This window comes from Nonomuraea mangrovi (genome assembly GCF_042681425.1).
In the GTDB taxonomy this organism is placed as follows: Bacteria; Actinomycetota; Actinomycetes; order Streptosporangiales; family Streptosporangiaceae; genus Nonomuraea; species Nonomuraea mangrovi.
This window is the reverse complement of record NZ_JBHUFV010000038.1, coordinates 82,412-101,509: the sequence shown is the minus strand read 5'-3', so window position 1 is coordinate 101,509 and position 19,098 is coordinate 82,412. Positions and strand designations below refer to the sequence as shown.

Annotated in this window: 20 protein-coding genes; 7 read left to right on the top strand and 13 right to left on the bottom strand. The window is 72.1% G+C overall.

Translation table 11 applies throughout. From position 1 onward, the window contains the following. Nucleotides 1-18 precede the first annotated feature (18 nt). Genes ACFSKW_RS26310 through ACFSKW_RS26285 form a run of 6 tightly spaced genes read right to left on the bottom strand, consistent with a single transcriptional unit; the run spans nucleotide 19 to nucleotide 6,101 of the window. Nucleotides 19-1,200, bottom strand: a complete 1,182-nt coding sequence (locus ACFSKW_RS26310) for a M20 family metallopeptidase (protein WP_379575106.1) — start codon at nucleotides 1,198-1,200, stop codon at nucleotides 19-21. Further along, a complete protein-coding gene (locus ACFSKW_RS26305; protein ID WP_379575105.1) occupies nucleotides 1,197-1,982 on the bottom strand; it encodes an ATP-binding cassette domain-containing protein in 786 nt (261 codons plus the stop codon). Before ACFSKW_RS26305 ends, ACFSKW_RS26310 begins: the two co-directional genes overlap by 4 nt. Further along, the gene (locus ACFSKW_RS26300) at nucleotides 1,951-2,853 is read right to left on the bottom strand and encodes an ABC transporter ATP-binding protein (protein ID WP_379575104.1); all 903 of its coding nucleotides are present in this window, start codon (nucleotides 2,851-2,853) and stop codon (nucleotides 1,951-1,953) included. The genes ACFSKW_RS26305 and ACFSKW_RS26300 overlap by 32 nt, the downstream gene beginning before the upstream one ends. Then, nucleotides 2,840-3,661 carry an ABC transporter permease gene (locus ACFSKW_RS26295; protein ID WP_379575103.1) on the bottom strand — a complete coding sequence of 274 codons (822 nt, stop codon included), beginning with the start codon at nucleotides 3,659-3,661 and terminating at the stop codon, nucleotides 2,840-2,842. Before ACFSKW_RS26295 ends, ACFSKW_RS26300 begins: the two co-directional genes overlap by 14 nt. Further along, complete coding sequence (locus ACFSKW_RS26290; RefSeq protein WP_379575102.1) at nucleotides 3,658-4,596, bottom strand: ABC transporter permease; 939 nt, start codon at nucleotides 4,594-4,596, stop codon at nucleotides 3,658-3,660. The genes ACFSKW_RS26295 and ACFSKW_RS26290 overlap by 4 nt, the downstream gene beginning before the upstream one ends. Further along, nucleotides 4,593-6,101: an ABC transporter substrate-binding protein gene (locus ACFSKW_RS26285; RefSeq protein ID WP_379575101.1), complete on the bottom strand. Its 1,509-nt coding sequence runs from the start codon at nucleotides 6,099-6,101 to the stop codon at nucleotides 4,593-4,595. The genes ACFSKW_RS26290 and ACFSKW_RS26285 overlap by 4 nt, the downstream gene beginning before the upstream one ends. Nucleotides 6,102-6,221: 120 nt before the next feature. Between ACFSKW_RS26285 and ACFSKW_RS26280 the strand changes: the two genes are divergently transcribed. Then, complete coding sequence (locus tag ACFSKW_RS26280) at nucleotides 6,222-6,914, top strand: FadR/GntR family transcriptional regulator (protein ID WP_379575100.1); 693 nt, start codon at nucleotides 6,222-6,224, stop codon at nucleotides 6,912-6,914. Here the strand turns inward: ACFSKW_RS26280 and ACFSKW_RS26275 are convergent. Genes ACFSKW_RS26275 through ACFSKW_RS26250 form a run of 6 tightly spaced genes read right to left on the bottom strand, consistent with a single transcriptional unit; the run spans nucleotide 6,875 to nucleotide 12,630 of the window. After that, nucleotides 6,875-8,323: a sensor histidine kinase gene (locus ACFSKW_RS26275; protein ID WP_379575099.1), complete on the bottom strand. Its 1,449-nt coding sequence runs from the start codon at nucleotides 8,321-8,323 to the stop codon at nucleotides 6,875-6,877. The genes ACFSKW_RS26280 and ACFSKW_RS26275 overlap by 40 nt on opposite strands. After that, on the bottom strand, nucleotides 8,320-9,021 hold the full coding sequence (locus ACFSKW_RS26270) for a response regulator transcription factor (protein ID WP_379575098.1): 702 nt from the start codon (nucleotides 9,019-9,021) through the stop codon (nucleotides 8,320-8,322). The genes ACFSKW_RS26275 and ACFSKW_RS26270 overlap by 4 nt, the downstream gene beginning before the upstream one ends. After that, the gene (locus tag ACFSKW_RS26265; protein ID WP_379575097.1) at nucleotides 9,008-9,517 is read right to left on the bottom strand and encodes a hypothetical protein; all 510 of its coding nucleotides are present in this window, start codon (nucleotides 9,515-9,517) and stop codon (nucleotides 9,008-9,010) included. The genes ACFSKW_RS26270 and ACFSKW_RS26265 overlap by 14 nt, the downstream gene beginning before the upstream one ends. Continuing rightward, complete coding sequence (locus ACFSKW_RS26260; protein WP_379575096.1) at nucleotides 9,510-10,730, bottom strand: ABC transporter permease; 1,221 nt, start codon at nucleotides 10,728-10,730, stop codon at nucleotides 9,510-9,512. Before ACFSKW_RS26260 ends, ACFSKW_RS26265 begins: the two co-directional genes overlap by 8 nt. After that, entirely contained in the window at nucleotides 10,727-11,545 is an 819-nt protein-coding gene (locus ACFSKW_RS26255) for an ABC transporter ATP-binding protein (protein WP_379575095.1), read from the bottom strand. Before ACFSKW_RS26255 ends, ACFSKW_RS26260 begins: the two co-directional genes overlap by 4 nt. Next, complete coding sequence (locus tag ACFSKW_RS26250) at nucleotides 11,542-12,630, bottom strand: efflux RND transporter periplasmic adaptor subunit (RefSeq protein ID WP_379575094.1); 1,089 nt, start codon at nucleotides 12,628-12,630, stop codon at nucleotides 11,542-11,544. The genes ACFSKW_RS26255 and ACFSKW_RS26250 overlap by 4 nt, the downstream gene beginning before the upstream one ends. Before the next feature lie 147 nt (nucleotides 12,631-12,777). On the opposite strand from ACFSKW_RS26250, the gene ACFSKW_RS26245 reads away from it, so the two are divergent. Next, nucleotides 12,778-14,418 carry an efflux RND transporter periplasmic adaptor subunit gene (locus ACFSKW_RS26245; protein WP_379575093.1) on the top strand — a complete coding sequence of 547 codons (1,641 nt, stop codon included), beginning with the start codon at nucleotides 12,778-12,780 and terminating at the stop codon, nucleotides 14,416-14,418. 73 nt (nucleotides 14,419-14,491) lie between these two features. Beyond that, nucleotides 14,492-15,556 carry an FUSC family protein gene (locus ACFSKW_RS26240; protein ID WP_379575092.1) on the top strand — a complete coding sequence of 355 codons (1,065 nt, stop codon included), beginning with the start codon at nucleotides 14,492-14,494 and terminating at the stop codon, nucleotides 15,554-15,556. A 7-nt stretch (nucleotides 15,557-15,563) separates the two neighbouring features. Here ACFSKW_RS26240 and ACFSKW_RS26235 read toward each other — a convergent pair whose 3' ends face one another. Beyond that, nucleotides 15,564-15,980: a hypothetical protein gene (locus ACFSKW_RS26235; RefSeq protein WP_379575091.1), complete on the bottom strand. Its 417-nt coding sequence runs from the start codon at nucleotides 15,978-15,980 to the stop codon at nucleotides 15,564-15,566. Nucleotides 15,981-16,051: 71 nt separating this feature from the next. Here ACFSKW_RS26235 and ACFSKW_RS26230 point away from each other — a divergent pair, with 71 nt between their 5' ends. From ACFSKW_RS26230 to ACFSKW_RS26215, 4 genes are all read left to right on the top strand, one after another. Beyond that, on the top strand, nucleotides 16,052-16,885 hold the full coding sequence (locus tag ACFSKW_RS26230; RefSeq protein WP_379575090.1) for a TetR/AcrR family transcriptional regulator: 834 nt from the start codon (nucleotides 16,052-16,054) through the stop codon (nucleotides 16,883-16,885). Between the two features lie 69 nt (nucleotides 16,886-16,954). Then, complete coding sequence (locus ACFSKW_RS26225; RefSeq protein ID WP_379575089.1) at nucleotides 16,955-17,329, top strand: BlaI/MecI/CopY family transcriptional regulator; 375 nt, start codon at nucleotides 16,955-16,957, stop codon at nucleotides 17,327-17,329. Next, nucleotides 17,326-18,267 (top strand): M56 family metallopeptidase, encoded by a 942-nt coding sequence (locus ACFSKW_RS26220; RefSeq protein ID WP_379575088.1) that lies wholly within the window; start codon nucleotides 17,326-17,328, stop codon nucleotides 18,265-18,267. Before ACFSKW_RS26225 ends, ACFSKW_RS26220 begins: the two co-directional genes overlap by 4 nt. Nucleotides 18,268-18,310: 43 nt before the next feature. Continuing rightward, complete coding sequence (locus tag ACFSKW_RS26215; protein ID WP_379575087.1) at nucleotides 18,311-19,060, top strand: (2Fe-2S)-binding protein; 750 nt, start codon at nucleotides 18,311-18,313, stop codon at nucleotides 19,058-19,060. Nucleotides 19,061-19,098 lie beyond the last annotated feature (38 nt).

Below are 19,098 nucleotides of genomic sequence, written 5' to 3'. Positions count from 1 at the left end.
GTGGAAGCGGGCGGCGCGTCATGCCGCGCCACCGGACAGGAAGATCCGCGCGGCCTCGGCGAAGACGCGGGTGCAGCGGACGATCTCCTCGACCTCGACGTATTCGTCGGCCTGGTGCGCGATCCACTTGCCGCCGGGGCCGTAGACCACCGAGGGGATCCCGCCCCAGTGCGTCAGCACCGTGCCGTCGGTGGATCCCGGCACGCCGCCGTACACCGGGGCCTGCCCCGTGACCGCGGTGTGCGCGGCGGCGAGGGACGTCACGACGGGGTGGGTGACGGGCACGTCGACGGGCGGCCTGTCGACCAGGATGGTGACCTTGGACTCGATGCCGTCGAAGGCGGCCAGCTCCTCCACCCTGTCGGCCACCTCCTTGTGCGCGACCCCTGGGACGGTGCGCACGTCGACGAAGACGGAGGCGACTGCGGGGATGACGTTGACCTGCTCCTGCGAGCCCGCATGGACGACGGTCGGCGTCACGTACACCTCGCCGAGGTGCTCGTGCGCGGGGTGGGCGGCCTGCAGGTCGTCCTGGTAGGCGCGCAGGGCGACCAGCAGCGACCCCACCGCCTGGATGGGGTTGCGGCCGTGCTGGGGCATCGCGCCGTGGGCCATCTTGCCGGTGAAGTCCACGCGCAGCCGCAGCGCGCCCTTGGCGACGGCGCAGATCTCGCCCGCCTCGGGTTCGGCGACGATGGCCGCGTCGACGTCGGAGGAGAGCGCGGAGTTGACGAAGTGGTGGGCGCCGATCATGAGCCCCTCCTCGTCGGCCAGCGCGCACACCTTGACCCGCCCGGGGAACGGTCCAGCCAGCTGCAGCGCCCTGGTGGCGTACAGCACGGCGGCCAGGCCCGACTTCATGTCGGCGCTGCCCCTGCCCCACAGCCTGCCGTCGCGGATCTCGCCGCCGAACGGGTCGACCGTCCACTCCGACAGGTCGCCCTCGGTCACCACGTCGGTGTGGCCCTCGAACATCAGCGTCGGCCCTTCACCGCCGCCGCCCTCGACGACCGCGACGACGTTCGGCCGGCCGGGAGCGGCCTCCTCGACGACGGGGTCCCAGCCCCACGAGCGCATCTTGGCCGCCACCAGCTCGGCCGCGGGCAGCTCGTTGCGCCCGCGGGCGGGGTCGTTGGTGCTGGGGACGCGGACCAGTTCCTGGGTGAACTCGACCACTCCCCTGGCATCGATCTCGATCAAAGCAGTCCCTCCAGAGTGGGTACGGCCTGCAACAGCGTCCGTGTGTACTCGTGCCGCGGCTCGGCCCAGACCTCGTCGACCGGTCCTCGTTCGACGATGGAGCCTCGGTGCATGACGGCGACGCTCTCGCAGACGTGTCGCACGACGGACAGGTCGTGCGACACGAAGACAAGGGTGAGCCCGTGCGTGTCGATGAGGTCGGCCAGCAGGTTGAGGATCTGCCCGCGGACGGACACGTCGAGGGCGCTGACGGCCTCGTCGGCGACGAGCACCTTGGGCTCGGGGGCGAGGGCGCGGGCGATGGCGATGCGCTGCCGCTGCCCTCCGGAGAACTGGTGGGGGTAGCGGTCGGCGGCGGAGGCCGGCAGCCCGACCTCCGCCAGCAGCGCGGCGACCCGGTCTCCGGCGGGGCGGCCGAGGGCGACGAGCGGTTCGGCGACGATGTCGCGGACCCTCATCCTGGGGTCGAGCGAGCTCATCGGGTCCTGGAAGACGATCTGCAGGTCGTCGCGCAGGAAGCGCAGGTCGCGCTCGCGGCGGCCGACGATCGGCCGCCCTTCGAAGGAGATCGTGCCGCTGGTCGGCTGGTCGAGCCCGCACAGCAGGCGCAGCAGGGTGGACTTGCCCGATCCCGACTCGCCGACGATGCCGAAGCGTTCGCCGCGCCGTACGTCGAGGGAGACGCCGTTCAGAGCCCGCACCTCGGGTTTGAACAGCGAGGTGCGGTAGATCTTGGTGAGGTCGCGGGCCTCAATCACGGGGATGCCAGCAGGCGTAGGCATGGCCCTCTCCTTGCAGCGTCGGCTCCTGCGAGCACGTGGGCGTGGCGTGCGCGCACCTGTTACTGAAGACGCAGCCTTCGGGGAACTCGCCTGCCGCGGGCACGGTGCCGCTGATGGTGGGCAGGCGGGTGCCGCGGGGGCCGAGTCTGGAGGCGGCGATGAGGCCCTCGGTGTAGCGGTGGCGGGGGTTGGCGAACACCTCGCGGAGGGGGCCGCTCTCGACGACGCGCCCGCCGTACATGACCAGGACGCGGGAGCAGACGGAGGCGACGACGGCCAGGTCGTGGGTGATGAACAGGACGGCGGGCGCGAGTTCGGCGATCAGCTCCAGCATCTGCTTCTGCACGGTGACGTCGAGCGCGGTCGTTGGCTCGTCGCAGATGAGCAGCGAGGGCTCGTTGGCCAGCGCGATGGCGAGCATGACCCGCTGGCGCTGCCCGCCCGACAGCTGGTGCGGGTAGGCGCGGGGCGCCTCGACGCCCACACGGCGCAGCAGGTCGAGCGTGCGGGCCCTGGCCTCGGCGCGCGGGGTCCCGTGCAGGGTCATGACCTCGCTCACCTGCGCGCCGACGCGCATGGTGGGGTTGAGCGCGGTCATCGGCTCCTGGAAGACCATGGACACCACGCGGCCCCGCAGGTCCTTGACCCGCTTCTCGGGGACGCCGACCAGCGGCTGGTCCTTCAGGAAGGCGGAGCCCGTGGCCGAGACGCCCTCGGGCAGCAGCCCCATCAGCGACAGCGCCGTCAGCGACTTGCCCGAGCCCGACTCGCCGATGAGGCCGACCCGCTCCCCGTGGGCGATGTCGAACGACACCTGCCGCACCAGCTCCAGGTCTCCGGCTCGGACGGTCAGGCCCTCAACGCTCAGCACGGATCCTCCTGAGCTTGGGGTCGAGATGGTCGCGCAGGCCGTCACCGAGGAGGTTGAAGCCGAGGACGGCCAGCGCGATCGCCAGGCCGGGCCACAGGGCCAGGCGCGGCGTGGAGAAGAGCAGTTCCTGTGCCTCCTGCAGCATGCGGCCCCACGAGGGGGTCGGCGGCCTGGTGCCGAAGCCGAGGAAGGACAGCGCCGCCTCGGCCAGGATGGCGATGGCGAAGGAGACCGACGCCTGCACGATGAGCATGGATCCGATGTTCGGCAGGACGTGCCGGGCGGCGATCGCGATCCTCCCGCGTCCGGCCGCGCGGGCGGCGAGGATGTAGTCGGTGACCATGACCTGCATGGTGGCGGCGCGGGCGATGCGGGCGAAGGCGGGCACGGTGGCGACGCCGATCGCGATCATGGCGGTGAGGGTTCCCGCTCCGTAGACGGCGCCGAGCATGACCGCCAGCAGCAGCGCGGGGAAGGCGAAGACGAGGTCGTTGACCCGCATGATCAGCTCCGACAGCCAGCCGTGCGGGGTCATCCCCGCGACCATGCCGAGCGGCGTGCCGACGAGCGCGGCGATGCCGACCGCGACGATCCCGACGTACAGCGTGGTGCGGGCGCCGACCATGAGCTGGCTGAACGTGTCGCGGCCGAACTTGTCGGTGCCGAGCAGGTAGTCGCCGCCTGGCGGGGCCAGCCGGTGGGCGGCGTCCACGAGCGTCGGGTCGTGCGGCGTCCACACGAACGACACCAGCGCGGCCAGGACCGTGAGCCCGACCAGGACGGCGCCGATGACCAGGTTTCCTCTCATCGCAACCTCGGATCGAGTACGGCGTAGGCGAGGTCGACCACGAAGTTCACCAGCAGGACGGCCACGACGAGCATCATGACCACCCCCTGGACGAGCAGCAGGTCACGCTGGGCGACGCCGTTCAGCAGCAGGTCGCCGAGCCCGGGGATGACGAAGACCCGCTCGACCACGACCGCGCCGATGAGCAGGGTGGCCAGCTGCAGCCCGAGCACGGTGACGACGGGGATGGCCGCGTTGCGCAGACCGTGGCGCCACAGCGCGCCCATGCGCCCCCTGCCCTTGGCGCGGGCGGTGCGCAGGTAGTCCTCGCGCATGACGTCGAGGACCGCGCTGCGCACGTAGCGGGTGAGCACCGCCCCCTGGACCAGCCCGAGCGACAGCCACGGCAGCAGCAGCGACTGCAACCACAGGGCCGGGTCCTCGGCGAAGGGCACGTAGCCGCCCGAGGGCAGCGCCTGCGCCTGCACCGCGAAGACGAACACCAGCAGGATGCCCGCCAGGAAGGCGGGGATCGCGATGCCGACCTGGCTGAAGGCGCTGATGAGCGCGCCGAGGGGGTTGCGGTGGTGGACCGCGGCGAAGGTTCCCGCGGGGACCGCGACGAGCAGGGCGATCACCATCCCGCCGAGCACCAGAGTGAGCGTGACGCCGAAACGCTCGGCGATCTGCGGCCCGATCGGCGAGCTGGTGACGTAGGAGGTGCCGAAGTCACCGGCGACCAGCCCGCCGGCCCAGTCGAGGAACTGGGCGAGCGCGGGCCTGTCGGTGCCGAACTGCCTGCGCAGCGCCTCGAGCGCCTCGGGCGTGGCGTTGACGCCGAGCGCGATCTCCGCCGGGTCGCCGGGCAGCAGCGCCATGAAGGCGAAGACGACCACACCGGCGGCCGCGGTGCTCCCCAGGAGCACCGCGACCCGCCTGACCAGGTACCAGATCACTGCTTGGTGAGAGCGGTGAAGTCGAAGGACTCGGCGATGGCGTTCTTCGGCAGGCCCGTGGCGATGCTCTTCTTGGCGACGATGAGGTTGGGGAAGAGGAAGAGCCAGTCTGCCGCGGCGTCGTCCGACAGGAGCTTGGCGGCCGCCTTCAGGTCGTCCACCTGCTGCTGCTCGGAGCCCTGGTCGGCCGAGGCCAGGAGTTCGCCGTAGGCGGGATTGTCGTAGTGGAAGTAGTACGACTTGTCGGCGAAGATGCCCATGTCGCGGGGCTCGACGTGGTTGATGATGGACATGTCGTAGTCGCCCTGCTTGAAGACCACGTCCAGCCACCTGGCGGGGAACTCCAGCGGGTCGATGTCGGCGGTGATGCCGACCTGGGCGAGCTGCGACTTGACCACCTGCGCGGCGGCGACGGCGTAGGGCAGGTTGGGGATGCGCAGCTTCACGTTGTAGGTCTTGCCGCCGAGCAGCGCCTTGGCCTTGGCCACGTCGTAGGGGTAGTCGCCGGTCCTGTCCTCGTACCACGGGTCCGTGGGCGGCACCATGCTGCCGATGAGCTGACCGCGTCCCGCCCACGCGGTGTCGAGCAGGGCCTTGTGGTCGATGGCGTGGCGGACGGCCTGCCGTACCTTCTTGTCGTTGAACGGCGGGCGGGCGCTGTTCATCGACAGGACGACCTCGCCGTTGGTGGTCCCCTCGACGACCTGGAAGCGGTTGGTGTCGGCGAACTGGGCGAGGGACTCGGGCGCCTGCACGGCCGAGATGACGTCGATGCCGCCGGTGAGCAGCGCGTTGTTCATCGCCGTGGCGTCCTTGAAGTACTTCAGCGTGATCTGCGAGACCTGTGGCTGGGGTCCCCAGTACTTCGGGTTGGCGGTGAGCTGGATGGAGTCGCCGCGCTTCCACGAGCCGAGCTGGTAGGGGCCGGTGCCGACGGGCTTGTTGGCCAGGTCGGCGACGCCGGTGCGGCTGAACATCGCGCCGAGCCTGGTGGCCATCGAGTACATCCAGCCGTTGCTCGGCCGCTTGAGCGTGATGACGGCGGTGGAGTCGTCCTTCTTCTCCACCTTGTCGACGACGTCCATCTGGGTCTTGATCTTCAGCTTCCAGTCGGACTTGACCCTGTTGACGGAGAAGACCACGTCGTCGGCGGTGAACGGGGCGCCGTTGGTGAAGGTGACGCCCTTGCGTAGGGTGAAGGTGTAGGTCTTGCGGTCGGCGGAGACGTCCCACTTCTCCGCGAGAAGGGGCTGGATGTTGCCGTCCTGATCCAGCTTCACCAGGCCCTCGTAGACGTTGACGAGCAGCGCCTGGGGGATGGCCGCCCCCTCGGTGGCGGTGAAGTCGAGGTTGGCCGGTTCGGCGACGAAGCCGACGGCCAGGGTGGAGGGCTGGGAGCCCGTCGTGCCGCCGGTGCGGTCGCCGGCGCTGTCGGCGCCACCGCCGCCGCAGGCCGCGCTGAGAAGGAGGCCGCCGAGGGCGACCCAGATTCCAATGCGCCTCATGCCTCAAGCCTCCTGGCTAGTGCACTGGTCTGACCAGTAGGCTACGCACACTGCCAGCCCAGGACTTTTCGGTCAAGAGGGGGCGCGATGGACGGACCTCGGTTCCAACCTGTGCGAACCGTGCGCGCTTACGAGCGCATCGTCGAGCAGGTCGAGCAGGCCGTCGAGAGCGGCGAGCTGCGGCCGGGCGAGCGGCTGCCGAGCGAGCGGGACCTGATGGTCCAGTTCTCGGTGAGCCGGTCGACCGTCCGTGAGGCGCTGCGCGTCCTGCAGGCGCGCGGCCTGGTCAGGTCGCGCCCTGGCGACCCGAACGGCGCGGAGGTGATGCCCTTCACCCCCGCGGCGCTGCACAAGTCGATGACCACCCTGGCCAGGGTGGACGAGCTGTCGCTGGCCGAGCTGGTGCAGTTCAGGATGGTGCTCGAAGGCGCGGCCTACCTGCTGGCCGCGCGGCTGCACACCCCGGCGCAGCTGGCGGAGATGGACGACGCGATCGAGCGCATGCGGGCAGCGGACGGCTACGAGTCGTTCAGCGCCGCCGACGTGGACTTCCACGACGCGGTGGCGCGGGCCAGCGGCAACAAGCTCATCCAGATCTGCAGCGACGTGGTCCGCTCCATCGTGCTCAACCTCATCGCCGACAAGATCAGGGCGCCCGAGCAGCGGCGGCGCAGCATCGCCCACCACGAGGAGGCGCTGGCCGCCCTCCGCATAGGCGACGGACCGCTCGCCGCGCGCCTGGCCCGTCAGGCGCTGAGCGACTTCTACTCGCCCTACCTTCCGGAAGGCGCGCTGGACGAGCTGCTGGAGTAAAGAGGCAGCCTGACCTGGAAGAGCGCGCCGCCGCCAGGCGGACAGGCGGCGCTGATCGTGCCGCCGTGCGCGTCGGTCAGGGCCGCGGCGATCGACAGGCCGAGCCCGGTGCCTCCCGAGTCGAGTCCTCTGGCGGGGTCGGCGCGGTAGAAGCGCTCGAAGACCCTGTCGAGGGCCTCGCCCGGCAGTCCGGGCCCCTGGTCGGCGACCTCCACCACGGCCTGCCCCGCCTCGACCCCGACCCGCACGGTGAACGGCGTGCCGTGAGGGGTGTGCTTGAGCGCGTTGCCGACCAGGTTGCCGATGACCTGGCCGAGCCTCGCCTCGTCGCCCAGGACGGTCACCTCCCCCTCCGCGCCGTCCAGCCGCTCGAAGCCGATGTCCCTGTCGGGTGCGAGCGTCCTGGCGTCGATCACCGCGCCGGCCGCGAGGCTGAGCAGGTCCACGGGCGCGTGGTCGAGCGGGCGGCGCTGGTCGAGACGCGCCAGCAGCAGCAGGTCGTCGACCAGCAGGCTCATGTGGCCGGCCCGGTTCTCGATCCTGTCCATCAGCCACGTGGTCTTGTCGAGGTCGCGCGCGCCCTGACGATACAGCTCGGCGAAGCCCCTGATCGAGGTCAGCGGGGTGCGCAGCTCGTGCGAGGCGTCGGCGACGAACCTGCGCATCAGCTCGGCCGAGCGGCCCGCGGCGTCGGCGGCCGCCTCCCTGTCCCTGACCGCCCGCTCGATCTGCGCCAGCATCCCGTTGAGCGCGCGGCCCAGCCTGCCCATCTCGGTACGGCGATGCCGCTCGGGCACCCGCCTTGACAGATCGCCCCCGGCGATCGCGGCCGCCGTGCGTTCGATCTCGCCCAGAGGGCGCAGGCTGCGCCGTACGAGCCAGTAGCAGGCCAGGCCCAGCACGACCAGGACGCCGCCGCCGACGCCCACCACGATCGTCACCAGGCGGGAGACGGTGCGGTCGATGTCACCGAGGCTGACGGCGATCACCCGGGTGGTCTGCCCAGGGCCCGGCACCGCGACGGCCCGCCACTCGGGCCCGTCGCATTCGACCGAGTCCACGTCGAAGGGCCGTCCCGCCCTGTCGATCACGTCCGCGAGGGTGAGCCGCGGGATGGCGGGCCTGTCGACGTCGACGGACTCGGCGAAGGTCCTGACCATGGCACCCTGCCGGTCGAGCAGCACCATGTGGAACAGACCCGGCAGGCGCAGCGGGCGCCCCTCCACCGGGCGCGGCGCCATGTCGGGGAACGGGAGGGGCCGGGCGGCGGTGGCCAGTTGCTGGTCGACCCGCTCGACCAGGTAGCCGCGCAGCAGCCTGACGGCGAAGCCGCCGGTCAGCGTGATCGCCAGCGTGACCAGCAGGAGGGTCGCGGAGACGAGCCGCAGCCAGAGGGGGAGCGCCTTCACTGCCGGGGCGCGCGCAGGACGTAGCCGACCCCGCGCAGGGTGTGCAGCAGCCGGGGGTCGTCCCTGTCGAGCTTGCGCCGCAGATAGGAGACGTAGGACTCGACGACTCCAGCGTCGCCGTCGTAGTCGTGCGACCAGACGTGGTCGAGGATCTGCGTCTTCGACACGACGCGGCCGGCGTTGACCATGAAGTAGTGCAGCAGCTTGAACTCCGTCGGCGACAGCGACACCAGCACGCCCGCCTTGCGCACCTGGTGGGCCTCCTCGTCCAGCTCCAGGTCGCCGACCTCCAGCCTGGACGGCGCCGCCTCCCCTCCCCTGGTACGGCGCAGCACCGCCCTGATCCTGGCCAGCACCTCGTCCAGGCTGAACGGCTTGGTGACGTAGTCGTCGCCGACCCGCAGCCCCGCCACCTTGTCGTCGTGGGCGTCACGGGCGGTCAGGAACAGCACGGGTACGCGCCTGTTGCCGGCCCGCAGCCGGTCGGCGATGGCGAAGCCGTCCAGATCGGGGAGCATGACGTCGAGGATCACCAGGTCAGGCCGGTCCTCGTCGGCGAGGCGCAGCGCCTGCCTGCCGTCGGCGGCGGCCCGCACGTCGAATCCGGCCAGGCGCAGGCTCGCCGACAGCAGCTCCCTGATGTTGGGCTCGTCGTCGACGACGAGCAGCCGGGCCTCACGGGCCCTATCTCCTGGCACCGAATCCGCCTCCCTCGCTGATGGAGGTGGCCGCCACCTCGCCGTCGCCGCCCTTCTCCCCCTGGACGACCACGGTGGTGCCGGTCTTCAGGTCGGACAGCGCGCCCTGTTCGGTGACCTGAACTGTAGTCTCGCCCGTCGTCGTCACGACCACGGTGGAGCCGTCCATGGTCTTCAGCGTGATCCTGTCCTTCTCGACCTTCTCGACGGTGCCGACGGTGGCGGCGCCGCCCTGGCCCCTGCCGCGGATCGCGCCGCCAGGCGGATGGCCCTGCGGTCCGGTGCCGCCGCTCGGCTGCTGCACGCCGTACCCCGTGCGGGGGCCGAACTGCCCGGCGGCGGCCGTGGAGCCGCCGAGCAGCTTGTGGGCCTGGATGCCGATCAGCACCCCCGCGACGAGCACCAGGGCCGCCACCAGACCCAGGGTGAGCCTGGACGTCCTGCGGCGCGGCTGGAACTCCTCCTCGAACGACGACACGACCTTCTCCTCACTCATGGCGCAGCGCCTGGATGGGACGGAGCTTGGCGGCCCTGTTGGCCGGATAGCTGCCGAAGAACAGCCCGATCCCGATCGAGACGCCCAGGGCGAGCGCGATCGAGGAGGGCACCAGCACGGGTTCGATCCCCGCGATCGTGAACCGGGTGCCGAGGAAGGCGATCAGCACGCCTGACAGCCCGCCGACCAGGCTCAGCAGCGTGGCCTCCATCAGGAACTGGCCCAGGATGGCGCTCCTCGGCGCGCCGATGGCCTTGCGGATGCCGATCTCGCGGGTCCGCTCGGTGACGGTGACCAGCATGATGTTGGTGATGCCGATGCCGCCGACCAGCAGCGAGATGGCCGCCACCGCGCCGAGCAGCACGGTGAAGGTGCCCGTGGCGGCGCTGACGGTCTCCTGCAGCGCGGCCTGGTTCAGGATGCGGTAGTCGGGGTCGGCGCCGACGCCGTGGCGCTGGTTGAGCAGCGCGCTCACCTCCGCCTGCGCGGACTCGGTGGCCGTCGCCCCCGTGGCCTGCACCACGATCGAGCCGAGCGAGCCGAACCCCGTCAGGCTCTGCTGGACGGCGGGCAGCGGCGCGATCGCGAGGTCGTCGGCGTCCTGCATGCCGCTGGATCCCGACTCCTTGAGCACGCCGACCACGGTGAACGGCACGCCCGAGACGCTCAGCTGCCTGCCGATCGGGTTCACCTGCCCGAACAGCTCGTCCGCGACGGTCCGGCCGATCACCATCACCTTTCTGGAGGCGCGGACGTCGTCGTTGACGAAGTACGTGCCCGAGGCGACCTGCTTGTTCATGGCCTCGAAGTAGCTGGGGTAGGTGCCGACCAGCTGACCGACCGCGTGGCTCGCGCCCTCGTGGACGGCGGTGGCGGCGTTGGCGTTGACCACGGGAGAGACGCTCTTCACCGAGGGCAGCTCGGTGAGGGCCTTGGCGTCCTGCAGTGTGAGCGGCCTGGCCTGCGTCCTCGGGCCCGAGCCCTGGCCCCCGCCGCCCGGGCCGCCTCCGGAGAACGACGGGGAGACGGTGAGCGTGTTGGAGCCGAGGCGCTGGATGTTGCGCTGGATGCTCTGCGACGAGCCCTCGCCGACGGCGACCAGGAGGATCACCGCGGCGACGCCGATGAGGATGCCGAGTGTGGTCAGCGCGCTGCGCAGCTTGTTGGCCGCGAGGCCGCGCAGTGCGAAGCGGAGGATCTCCAGCTGGTTCACCGGGACCGCACCTCGCACGCGGGCCGCTCGTCGTGGTCTCCGCCCGCTCCCCGTGGCGGTCCCGATCCGTTTCCGGGGAGCGGGGCGGAGGTCTGCGCCGCCGGCCGCGGCGGCGGTCCCTCGACCGGCGCCTGGCGGCGGTCCTCGACGATCTCGCCGTCCACCAGCCTGATGATCCGCTTGGCGCGCGCGGCCACGTCGTCCTCGTGCGTGATGATCACGATGGTTCTGCCCGACTCGCTGAGCCGGTCCATGATGTCCAGCACGTCGCGCGTGGACATGGTGTCGAGGTTGCCCGTCGGCTCGTCCGCCAGCAGCAGGGCGGGCGCGGTGACCAGCGCCCTGGCGACGGCCACGCGCTGCTGCTGGCCGCCCGACAGCTCGTTCGGGTCGTGGTGGACCCGGTCGGCCAGGCCGACCCTGCCGAGGGCCTCGAGCGCGCGGGCGCGGCGCTCGGCGGCGCCGACGCCGCCGTAGGTGAGCGGTAGTTCGACGTTGGCCAGGGCGCTCATGCGCGGGATGAGGTTGAACGACTGGAACACGAACCCGATCTTGCGGTTGCGCAGGACGGCGAGCTGGTGCTCGTCGAGGGAGCCGACATCGGTGCCGTCGATGAGGTAGCGGCCCTCGCTGGGCACGTCGAGGCAGCCGAGGATGTTCATGAGCGTGGACTTGCCGGAGCCCGAGGCGCCCATGATGGCCACGTAGTCGCCGCGCTCCACGTCGAGGCTGACCCCGCGCAGCGCCCGCACCAGGGCGTCGCCCTCGCCGTAGGTCTTGACCAGGTTCTCCACCCTGAGGACCGCCGCGCTCACCTGCCACCCCCCGGACCGCCGCCCGGGCCGCCGATCATGCCGCCGCCCGGGAACCTGCCCAGCTGCTGGGTGCCGCCGGTGCCGGTGGCGGCGGGAGGGACGAGGGTGTCGCCCTCGGCCACGCCCGACCTGATCTCGGTCGTGGCGGTGCCCTTCACCCCGATCTCGACCGGGGTCCGCACCTGCCGGCCGTCCTTGAGGAGGGTCACCGTGCTCTGCCCGCCTGCGGTGGTCACGGCGACAGAGGGGACGGTCACGACGTCCTCCGCGCGGTCCGTGACGACCTGGACGGTCGCCGTCTGGCCGAGGCGCACCTCGTCCGGCACCTTGGTGAAGGAGATCGTCACCGGGTACTGGACGACGTTCTCGCTGGTGGCGGCGACGGGCTCGATCTGGGTGATCTTTCCTGTCGCGGTGACCCCCGAGAGGGCGTCGAAGGTGATCGTCGCCGGGCGGCCGATCTTCAGCTTGGTGACGTCCGACTCGGTGAAGGAGCCAACGAGCTTAAGCTTCCTGGTGTTCGCCACGGTGATGAAGCCGGAGGACGCCTCCTCGCCCTGCCCCGCGCCGGCCGTGGCGGAGGATCCGCCCACGGAGCCGTTCACCGCGGTGACGGTGCCCGCGAACGGCGCCTTCAGCACGGTGCCCGCGACCTCGCGCCGAGCGGCGCTGTAGGCGTTGCGGGCCTTGACGTAGGAGGCGTAGAGCGCGGCGGTCGAGGTGCCGTCGTCGGCGGCTGCCTCGTAGGCCGCGCTCGCCGAGGACAGGCTCTCCTGGGCGGCGTCGTCGTCCAGCCTGGCGAGGATCTGGCCCTTGGAGACCGTGTCGCCCGCCTTGACATAGATCTTCTCCACGGTGCCGGCGGAGGCGAAGGCGAGCGAGCGGGACTGCGCGCTCTCCACGGCGCCCGAGGCCGAGACGGAGGCCTCGACCGTGCCCCTCGCCGCGGTGACCGTCCGCACGAGGGCGTCGGCCGAGGACCCGCCCGTGCCCAGCGCGGAGTAGGCGAGGACCGCCCCGCCCAGCAACGCGACCGCGAGGATCCCGTTCGTTATCAGGCTCCTGCGCCTGGTCGACAGCTTCACAGGCCGTGACCCTGGCACACCAGCCTTGGCTCCAGCCTCGCGAAGCCTGGGCGTTTGCTGAACGCCGCGGCGCGGCCCCGCGGCGCACAGGCAACCTCCAGCTTCCCGACAGTCTCCTCCGAATCGGGACCGCCAGGATGGGCGCCCATGAGACCGAGTCATATGCGCAGGGGCGGCCTTGCCGTCGCCGCGGCGGCGTTGGCGGGTGCGGGCGTGCTCGTGGTCGTGCTGGGCGACGACCCGGCGCCGTCCTCCACGGTACGGCTGGCGGCCGCCCAGCGCGGCACGGTCACGGCGTCGGTCTCCGCGGCGGGCAGCACGAAGGACGGATCGCGCCGCGACCTCGCCTTCGGCGCCTCGGGGAAGGTCCAGGGGCTGAAGGTGAAGGTCGGCGACAAGGTGCGCAAGGGCCGGGTACTCGCCTGGACCGACGCGACGGCGGCCAGGGAGGCGTACGCGGCGGCGAAGGCCGACGTGGCCGCCGCGCAGGACGCCGTCGACACGGCCGCGTCGTGCTCCTCCGCGCAGGCGGGGGTGCCGGACGCCGCGCAGGCGGGCGGGCCGGTTGCCACGGCAGGCGTGTCGGACACCGCGCAGGCGGGCCTTTCGGATGCCGCGCAGGCGGGCGGGCTCGGCGCCGGGATCGCGCTCGCCGCCTTCACCCCCGTGACACCGCAGGGCACCCCCTCGCCTGAGCCGCGCGGAGCTGATCCGGACGAGCCTGAGGAGCCGGTGCCGACGGTGACGGTCACCGTGACCGAGCCCGCCCCCACCGTGACGGTGACGGTCACCGCGACGCCGTCGGCCCAGGTCCCCGCCCCTCGGCCGACGGGCGACCTCGGCGGCATCCCCGCGGTGACGGCCCACCCCACCTCCGCGCCTGACGACGGTCCGGCCGCGAGCCCCGGCCCGTCCGCCGCAGCCAGCGGGAGACCCACCGGCGGGCCCAGCGCGAAGCCCTCGGCCAAGGCCAGTGGGAGACCCAGCGCGAAGCCCTCGGCCGGAACCACGGGCAGGCCCAGCGCGAGGCCGTCCGCCGGAGCCAGCGGCGAGCCCGGCAGGGCGCCGGACGGCAGGCCGAGCCCGGGGCCCCAGGCCAGCGCAGGCCCCAGCGGCCAGGCGAAGGCGAACTGCGGAATGGGCGAGGAACAGGCCGGGTCCGCGCTCGCCAAGGCCCAGGCGGCCATGGAGCAGGCCGCCGACGCGGTCAGAGCCACGAGGATCGTCGCGCCCGTCTCGGGCACCGTCCTCTCGGTCGGGGGCGGGCGCGGCGACAGCGTGGGCACCGGCACCTTCATCAGCCTCGGCGACCTGGACGAGCTGCAGGTCGAGGCCATGTTCACCGAGTCGGACGTGAACAGTCTCGCCCTCGGCCAGAAGGCGGGCGTCACCCTCGCCACGCGCCAGGGCGAGCGGCACACCGGCACCGTCGCGCACATCGCGCCGACGGCCACGGCCACCGACCGGCTCGTCCGCTACGCCGTGACGGTCACCTTCGACGATCCGCCGAGCGGCCTCCTGGTGGGCCAGTCGGCGACGGTCACCGTCACGACGGGCGAGGCGGACGACGCGCTCTACGTTCCGGCCCAGGCGGTCAGGACCAGGACGGACGGCACCGCGACGGTCACCGTGAAGACCGCCGCGGGCCAGAAGGAGCAGCCGGTCACGACGGGCGTGCGCGGTGACCAGTACGTGCAGATCGAGCAGGGCCTGAGCGACAGTGACCAGGTGGTGCTGGTCGAGGGCGGCACGGGCGAATTCCCCGACGGAAGCTGGCCCGAGGACTGACAGCGCGCGTTCAGCCGGCTGCCAGGTTTTCCCAGGTAACCGGTTTGTCATATTTTGCGGGCATGCTGGCGCCGTGAGAATCGACGTGCGGGGCCGGATGGACCGGCTCGCCCTCATGGCCCCCTCGATCGCCCAGTGCGCGCTGGCCGCCGCGGTCGCCTGGCTGGCGGCCAAGGACCTGCTCGGCCACGCCCGCCCGTTCTTCGCGCCGATCGCGGTGGTGCTCTGCATCGGCGTCGGGCTCGGGGCGCGGCTGCGGCGGGTGGCCGAGCTGGTGGTCGGGGTCGCCCTCGGCGTCGGCGTGGGCGACCTGCTGATCTCCACGATCGGCTCGGGCCCGTGGCAGATCGCGCTCGTCGTCGCGCTGGCCATGGGCGTGGCCGTGCTCCTGGACAGCGGCTCGCTGATCGTGCTGCAGGCGGGCTCGTCGGCCGTCCTCGTCGCCACCCTGCTGCCGCCCTCGGGCACCGGCGGCCTGGACCGGATGGTCGACGCCCTGCTCGGCGGCGTGCTCGGCATCGCGGCCGTGGCGCTGATACCCGCCGACACCGCCGCCATCGCCCACCGGCACGCGGCCGCCGCCCTGGACGCGCTGGCCCTGGCGCTGGAGGACACGGCCGAGGCCCTGGAGAAGACGGACCCCGAACTGGCCGCCGCGGCGCTGGAGGAGGCGCGCGGCACCCAGAAGGCGGTCGAGCAGTTCGCCGAGGCCCTGCAGACCAGCAAGGAGATCATCGCGATCTCCCCGCTGCGCCGCAGGCGGCGGCGCGAGCTGCTGCTGCGGTACGAGACCGCGCTCACGCCCGTCGACCACGCCCTCCGCAACACCCGCGTCCTGGCCCGCCGCGCGCTCGTCGCCGTCGACCAGGGCGCGCCCGTTCCCGTGTGGCTGCCCGGCGCGCTGCACGACCTGTCGGCCGCCGTCCTGCTGCTGCGGGACGAACTGCCCTCGCGCCGCGAGCCTGAAGGGGCGCGCTCCGCGATCCTCGCGGTGGCGGCCGCGCTGCCGGGCGACAGGGAGGGGTTCGCCGCCGGCGTGCTGGTCGCGCAGCTCAGGTCGATCGTCGTCGACCTGCTCCAGGCCACTGGCGCGAGCCACGAGGAGGCCGCCGCCGCCCTGCCCCCGCTCGCCGACTGAAAGCCCGTCAGACCCGCTCGCTCCGCTTCCACAGGAACGCGACGGCGGCCAGGCCGGCCAGGCAGGGCAGCACGCCCGCCACCGTCACGACCATCGGGTGCGGCTGGGTGAAGTTGAAGGCGAGCAGGGCCGTGCCCACGAGGAAGACGACGGTCGCGTTGAGCCTGGCCCTTCTGCCGCCCTTCCTGCCGGCCCTCGCCAGCCACAGCCACAGCACGACGCCCACGCCGTAGACGACGTACAGATACGTCGCGATGCTGGCCATCGTCATGTCGAGCCACTGCGCGTCGTTCGAGGGATAGGCGGCCTTCAGGTGTCGCGCCAGGTCACCGGTCGCCTGGTCGGCGATGAGGACGAGCGCGGCGATCACCGTGAGCGCGGCCCCGGTGTACATCGCGCGTACGGCGTTGCGCTGGGTCTGCATGGGTTTCTCCTTTGGTGGCATACTAGAGATACCAAACTTGAGACATCATGTCCTAATGAGAGACTAGCCCCATGAGAGATCGAGCGCCCACCGGGCTGTCGCGCAGGCGGCAGCGGCTGTCCGACGAGGAGACCGAGCAGCGGATGCTCGACACCGCGCTGGACATGGTCAACCTCACAGGGCTGACCGTGGGGCTCGACCACATCGGCCTTGAGGACGTGATCCGCGACGCGGGCGTCTCCCGCAGCGCGGTCTACCGGCGCTGGCCGTACAAGGACCTGTTCTTCAGCGATCTGCTCAGGCAGATCGCCAAGGCGGCCACGCCCGCCGTCGCCGACGCGGGAGCGGCGCTCGAGCTGATCAACGGGTTCGCGCGCGACCACCTCGACTGGCTGGAGTCGCCGGAGGGGAGGCGGCGGTTGTGCGCCGAGATGCTGCGCCTGGGGGCCGCGCACGACTTCGAGGCCATTCACGGGTCGACGGAGTGGCGGACCTACCTGGCGCTGCACGCGACGTTCCTCAGCCTCGAGGACGGCGAGCTGCGCGACGACGTCCGCGAGTCGCTCGGCAGGGCGGAGCGGGCGTTCGTCGAGCGGATCGCCTCACGCTACCGGCATCTGGCCGGGCTGCTCGGCTACCGGCTGCGCGCCGAGCTCGGCGCCACCTTCGAGACCATGGCGACGCTGGCGCAGGCGACGATGCGCGGGATGGTGACGATGGCGCTGTCCACCCCCGAGGTCGCGACGCTCCGCCTGCGGTCGGCGCCGCTCGGCGAGGACCGTCCCGCCGACTGGTCGCTGCCCGCGCTGGGGATCGCCGCCACCGCGTTCACCTTCCTCGAACCCGACCCCGCGGTCACGTGGGACGCCGGCCGCATGGCCGAGGTCGGCGCCGCCCTGTCCTGAGCGCCCCCGGCGGGCGGGAGCGGGGTTCGCCCCCTCGACTCTTCTACGATCGCGGGTAGCATGAGCCGCATGGTGCGCGCTCTGGGTGATCTCGAAGCCACGATCATGGACAGGATGTGGTCCTACCATCGCCCCGCCTCGGTGCGCGACGTGCTCGAAGATCTTCGCCGCGAGCGGGAGATCGCCTACACCACGGTCATGACCGTCATGGACAAGCTGCACAAGAAGGGCCTGCTCACCCGCCATCCCGTGGGCAAGGCCTATGTCTACGAGACGGTCACCAGCAAGGAGGCCTACACCGCAGGCCTCATGCGCGAGACTCTGGCCAGCAGCGGCAACCAGGCCGCCACGCTCGTCCACTTCCTGGAGCGGCTGACCCCCGAGGAGTCCGCCGCCCTGGAGTCGGCGTTGCAGGTCTACCCCCCGAAGGGCCGCCAGGCATGACGGACGCCGTCGTCCTGGCCTGCTACACGCTCGCCGCCTCCGTGCTGCCGGCCGGTCCGCTGAGCAGGGCGCGGTGGGCCGAGCGGGCGCCCAGGCTGGCGATTGCCATGTGGCTGGCGGCCTGCGCGTCGGTCATCGTCTCCGCGCCGCTGGCGCTGGTGACCGCGACGGTCCCCGCGGACGCGATCGGGCACGGCTTGGCCGACCTGTTCGAGCTCTGCACGATGATGCTCGCCGAGGGGCCGGGCACGGCCGCGTGGGCGGCGCTGGTCGCCGGCGGGCTCGTCGTGGGCAGGGTGGCCTTCTCCATGGCCTCCGTCCTGGCCAGGGCCAGAAGGCAGCGCCGCCGGCACGCCGAGGGACTGGCCCTGCTCGGCCGTCCCGACCACGAGCTCGGCGCCGTCGTCGTCGACCACGCCGAGCCGCTCGTCTACTGCCTGCCAGGCCGGGGCGCCACGACCGTGATCACCACGGCCGCGCTCCGGTCGCTGAACGGCGAACAGGTCGCCGCCGTGCTCGCGCACGAGCGGGCCCACGTGCGCGGCAGGCATCATCTGGTGCTGGCCGCGGGCGAGGCGTTCGCGCGGGCGTTCCCCTTCGTACCGCTGTTCGCCGCGGCGAGGGCCGAGCTCGCCCGCCTGCTCGAGCTGCGCGCCGACGACGTGGCCGCCAGCCGCCACCCCAGAGTGCAGATCGCCGCCGCGCTGGTCGGGCTGGCCACGGGGCGGGTGCCCGCGTTCGTGATGGGCGCGGGCGGGCAGAGCGCGCTGGCCAGGGTGCGGCGCATGCTGCGTCCCCCCGCGCCGCTCGGCCGCCGCCAGCGGGTGGCGGGGCTGGCGGCGGTCGCCCTGCTGCTCGCAGGGCCCGCGGCGGTGGCCGCCGTACCCGGTCTGACCGCGTTCGTCTCCCACCACTGTCACTCGCTCACCCTGCTATGAACTACGATCCAGCGTCGTAGCTTTGCCTCGACGAAGGATTTCCATGCACGACGTGTTCGCCAGGCTCGACACCTTCGGCGAGCGTTACCGGCTCGACCTCGACCTGGACCTGTCCTCAGGCGGCGACTGGATCGACTGCTCACGGCTGCTCGACCCCGGGTCCCCCGAGCTGACCCGCGTCCTCGACGCCGAACGGCACGCCAGCGGCCAGGTCAGCGACCACGCGACGGCGCTGACCGTGATCGCCGTCTACGCGGGCCGCGTCACCACCGCCGCGCTGCTGGCATGGGCGCTGCGGGGTGTCCTGATCGACGTGCGCCCCTCCAACACGGCCATCAGGCTGTCGGAGCACCACGGGTTCGAGGCGGTGGGGTTGCGGAAGCCTTACGCCGTCGAGGGTTCGGTGGAGACCCTGGTCTCCTGGGTGCTGGAGGAGCACCTGCTGCCGCTGGCGCGCGCCCTGCGCGTGCGCACGAGAGCAGGACTGCGGCAGCTGCACGGCGGCATCGCGCACGGCTGCGCGATGGCGTTCTGCGGGGCGAGCCTGCGCGGCGGGGACGTGGACGAACTGGAGGCGGCCTACCACCGCTTCGTCGCCGCGGCGGGGAACGGGCTCGACCGGCTGGGCAGGGTGGTGCGACTGAGGGAGGGCGCGCGGGAGGGCCTGTTCTATCTGCGCAACACCTGCTGCCTGTACTACACCTCGGCCGAGAAGGTCCTCTGCGCGAGCTGCTGCCTGGACAGCGAGGCGGACCGCGTCGCGCACTACCGGTCGGTGCTGAGGGGGGCGTAGACGGCCGGCCGGCTCGCCTGGATCCTCGGGCGCGACCC

Coding starts and splice junctions, on each gene's coding strand:
- ACFSKW_RS26220 (WP_379575088.1), top strand. CDS start 17,326: ATGACGGACGCCGTCGTCCTGGCCTGCTACACGCTCGCCGCCTCCGTG.
- ACFSKW_RS26245 (WP_379575093.1), top strand. CDS start 12,778: ATGAGACCGAGTCATATGCGCAGGGGCGGCCTTGCCGTCGCCGCGGCG.
- ACFSKW_RS26230 (WP_379575090.1), top strand. CDS start 16,052: ATGAGAGATCGAGCGCCCACCGGGCTGTCGCGCAGGCGGCAGCGGCTG.
- ACFSKW_RS26215 (WP_379575087.1), top strand. CDS start 18,311: ATGCACGACGTGTTCGCCAGGCTCGACACCTTCGGCGAGCGTTACCGG.
- ACFSKW_RS26285 (WP_379575101.1), bottom strand. CDS start 6,101: ATGAGGCGCATTGGAATCTGGGTCGCCCTCGGCGGCCTCCTTCTCAGC.
- ACFSKW_RS26225 (WP_379575089.1), top strand. CDS start 16,955: ATGGTGCGCGCTCTGGGTGATCTCGAAGCCACGATCATGGACAGGATG.
- ACFSKW_RS26305 (WP_379575105.1), bottom strand. CDS start 1,982: ATGCCTACGCCTGCTGGCATCCCCGTGATTGAGGCCCGCGACCTCACC.
- ACFSKW_RS26235 (WP_379575091.1), bottom strand. CDS start 15,980: ATGCAGACCCAGCGCAACGCCGTACGCGCGATGTACACCGGGGCCGCG.
- ACFSKW_RS26265 (WP_379575097.1), bottom strand. CDS start 9,517: ATGAGTGAGGAGAAGGTCGTGTCGTCGTTCGAGGAGGAGTTCCAGCCG.
- ACFSKW_RS26295 (WP_379575103.1), bottom strand. CDS start 3,661: ATGAGAGGAAACCTGGTCATCGGCGCCGTCCTGGTCGGGCTCACGGTC.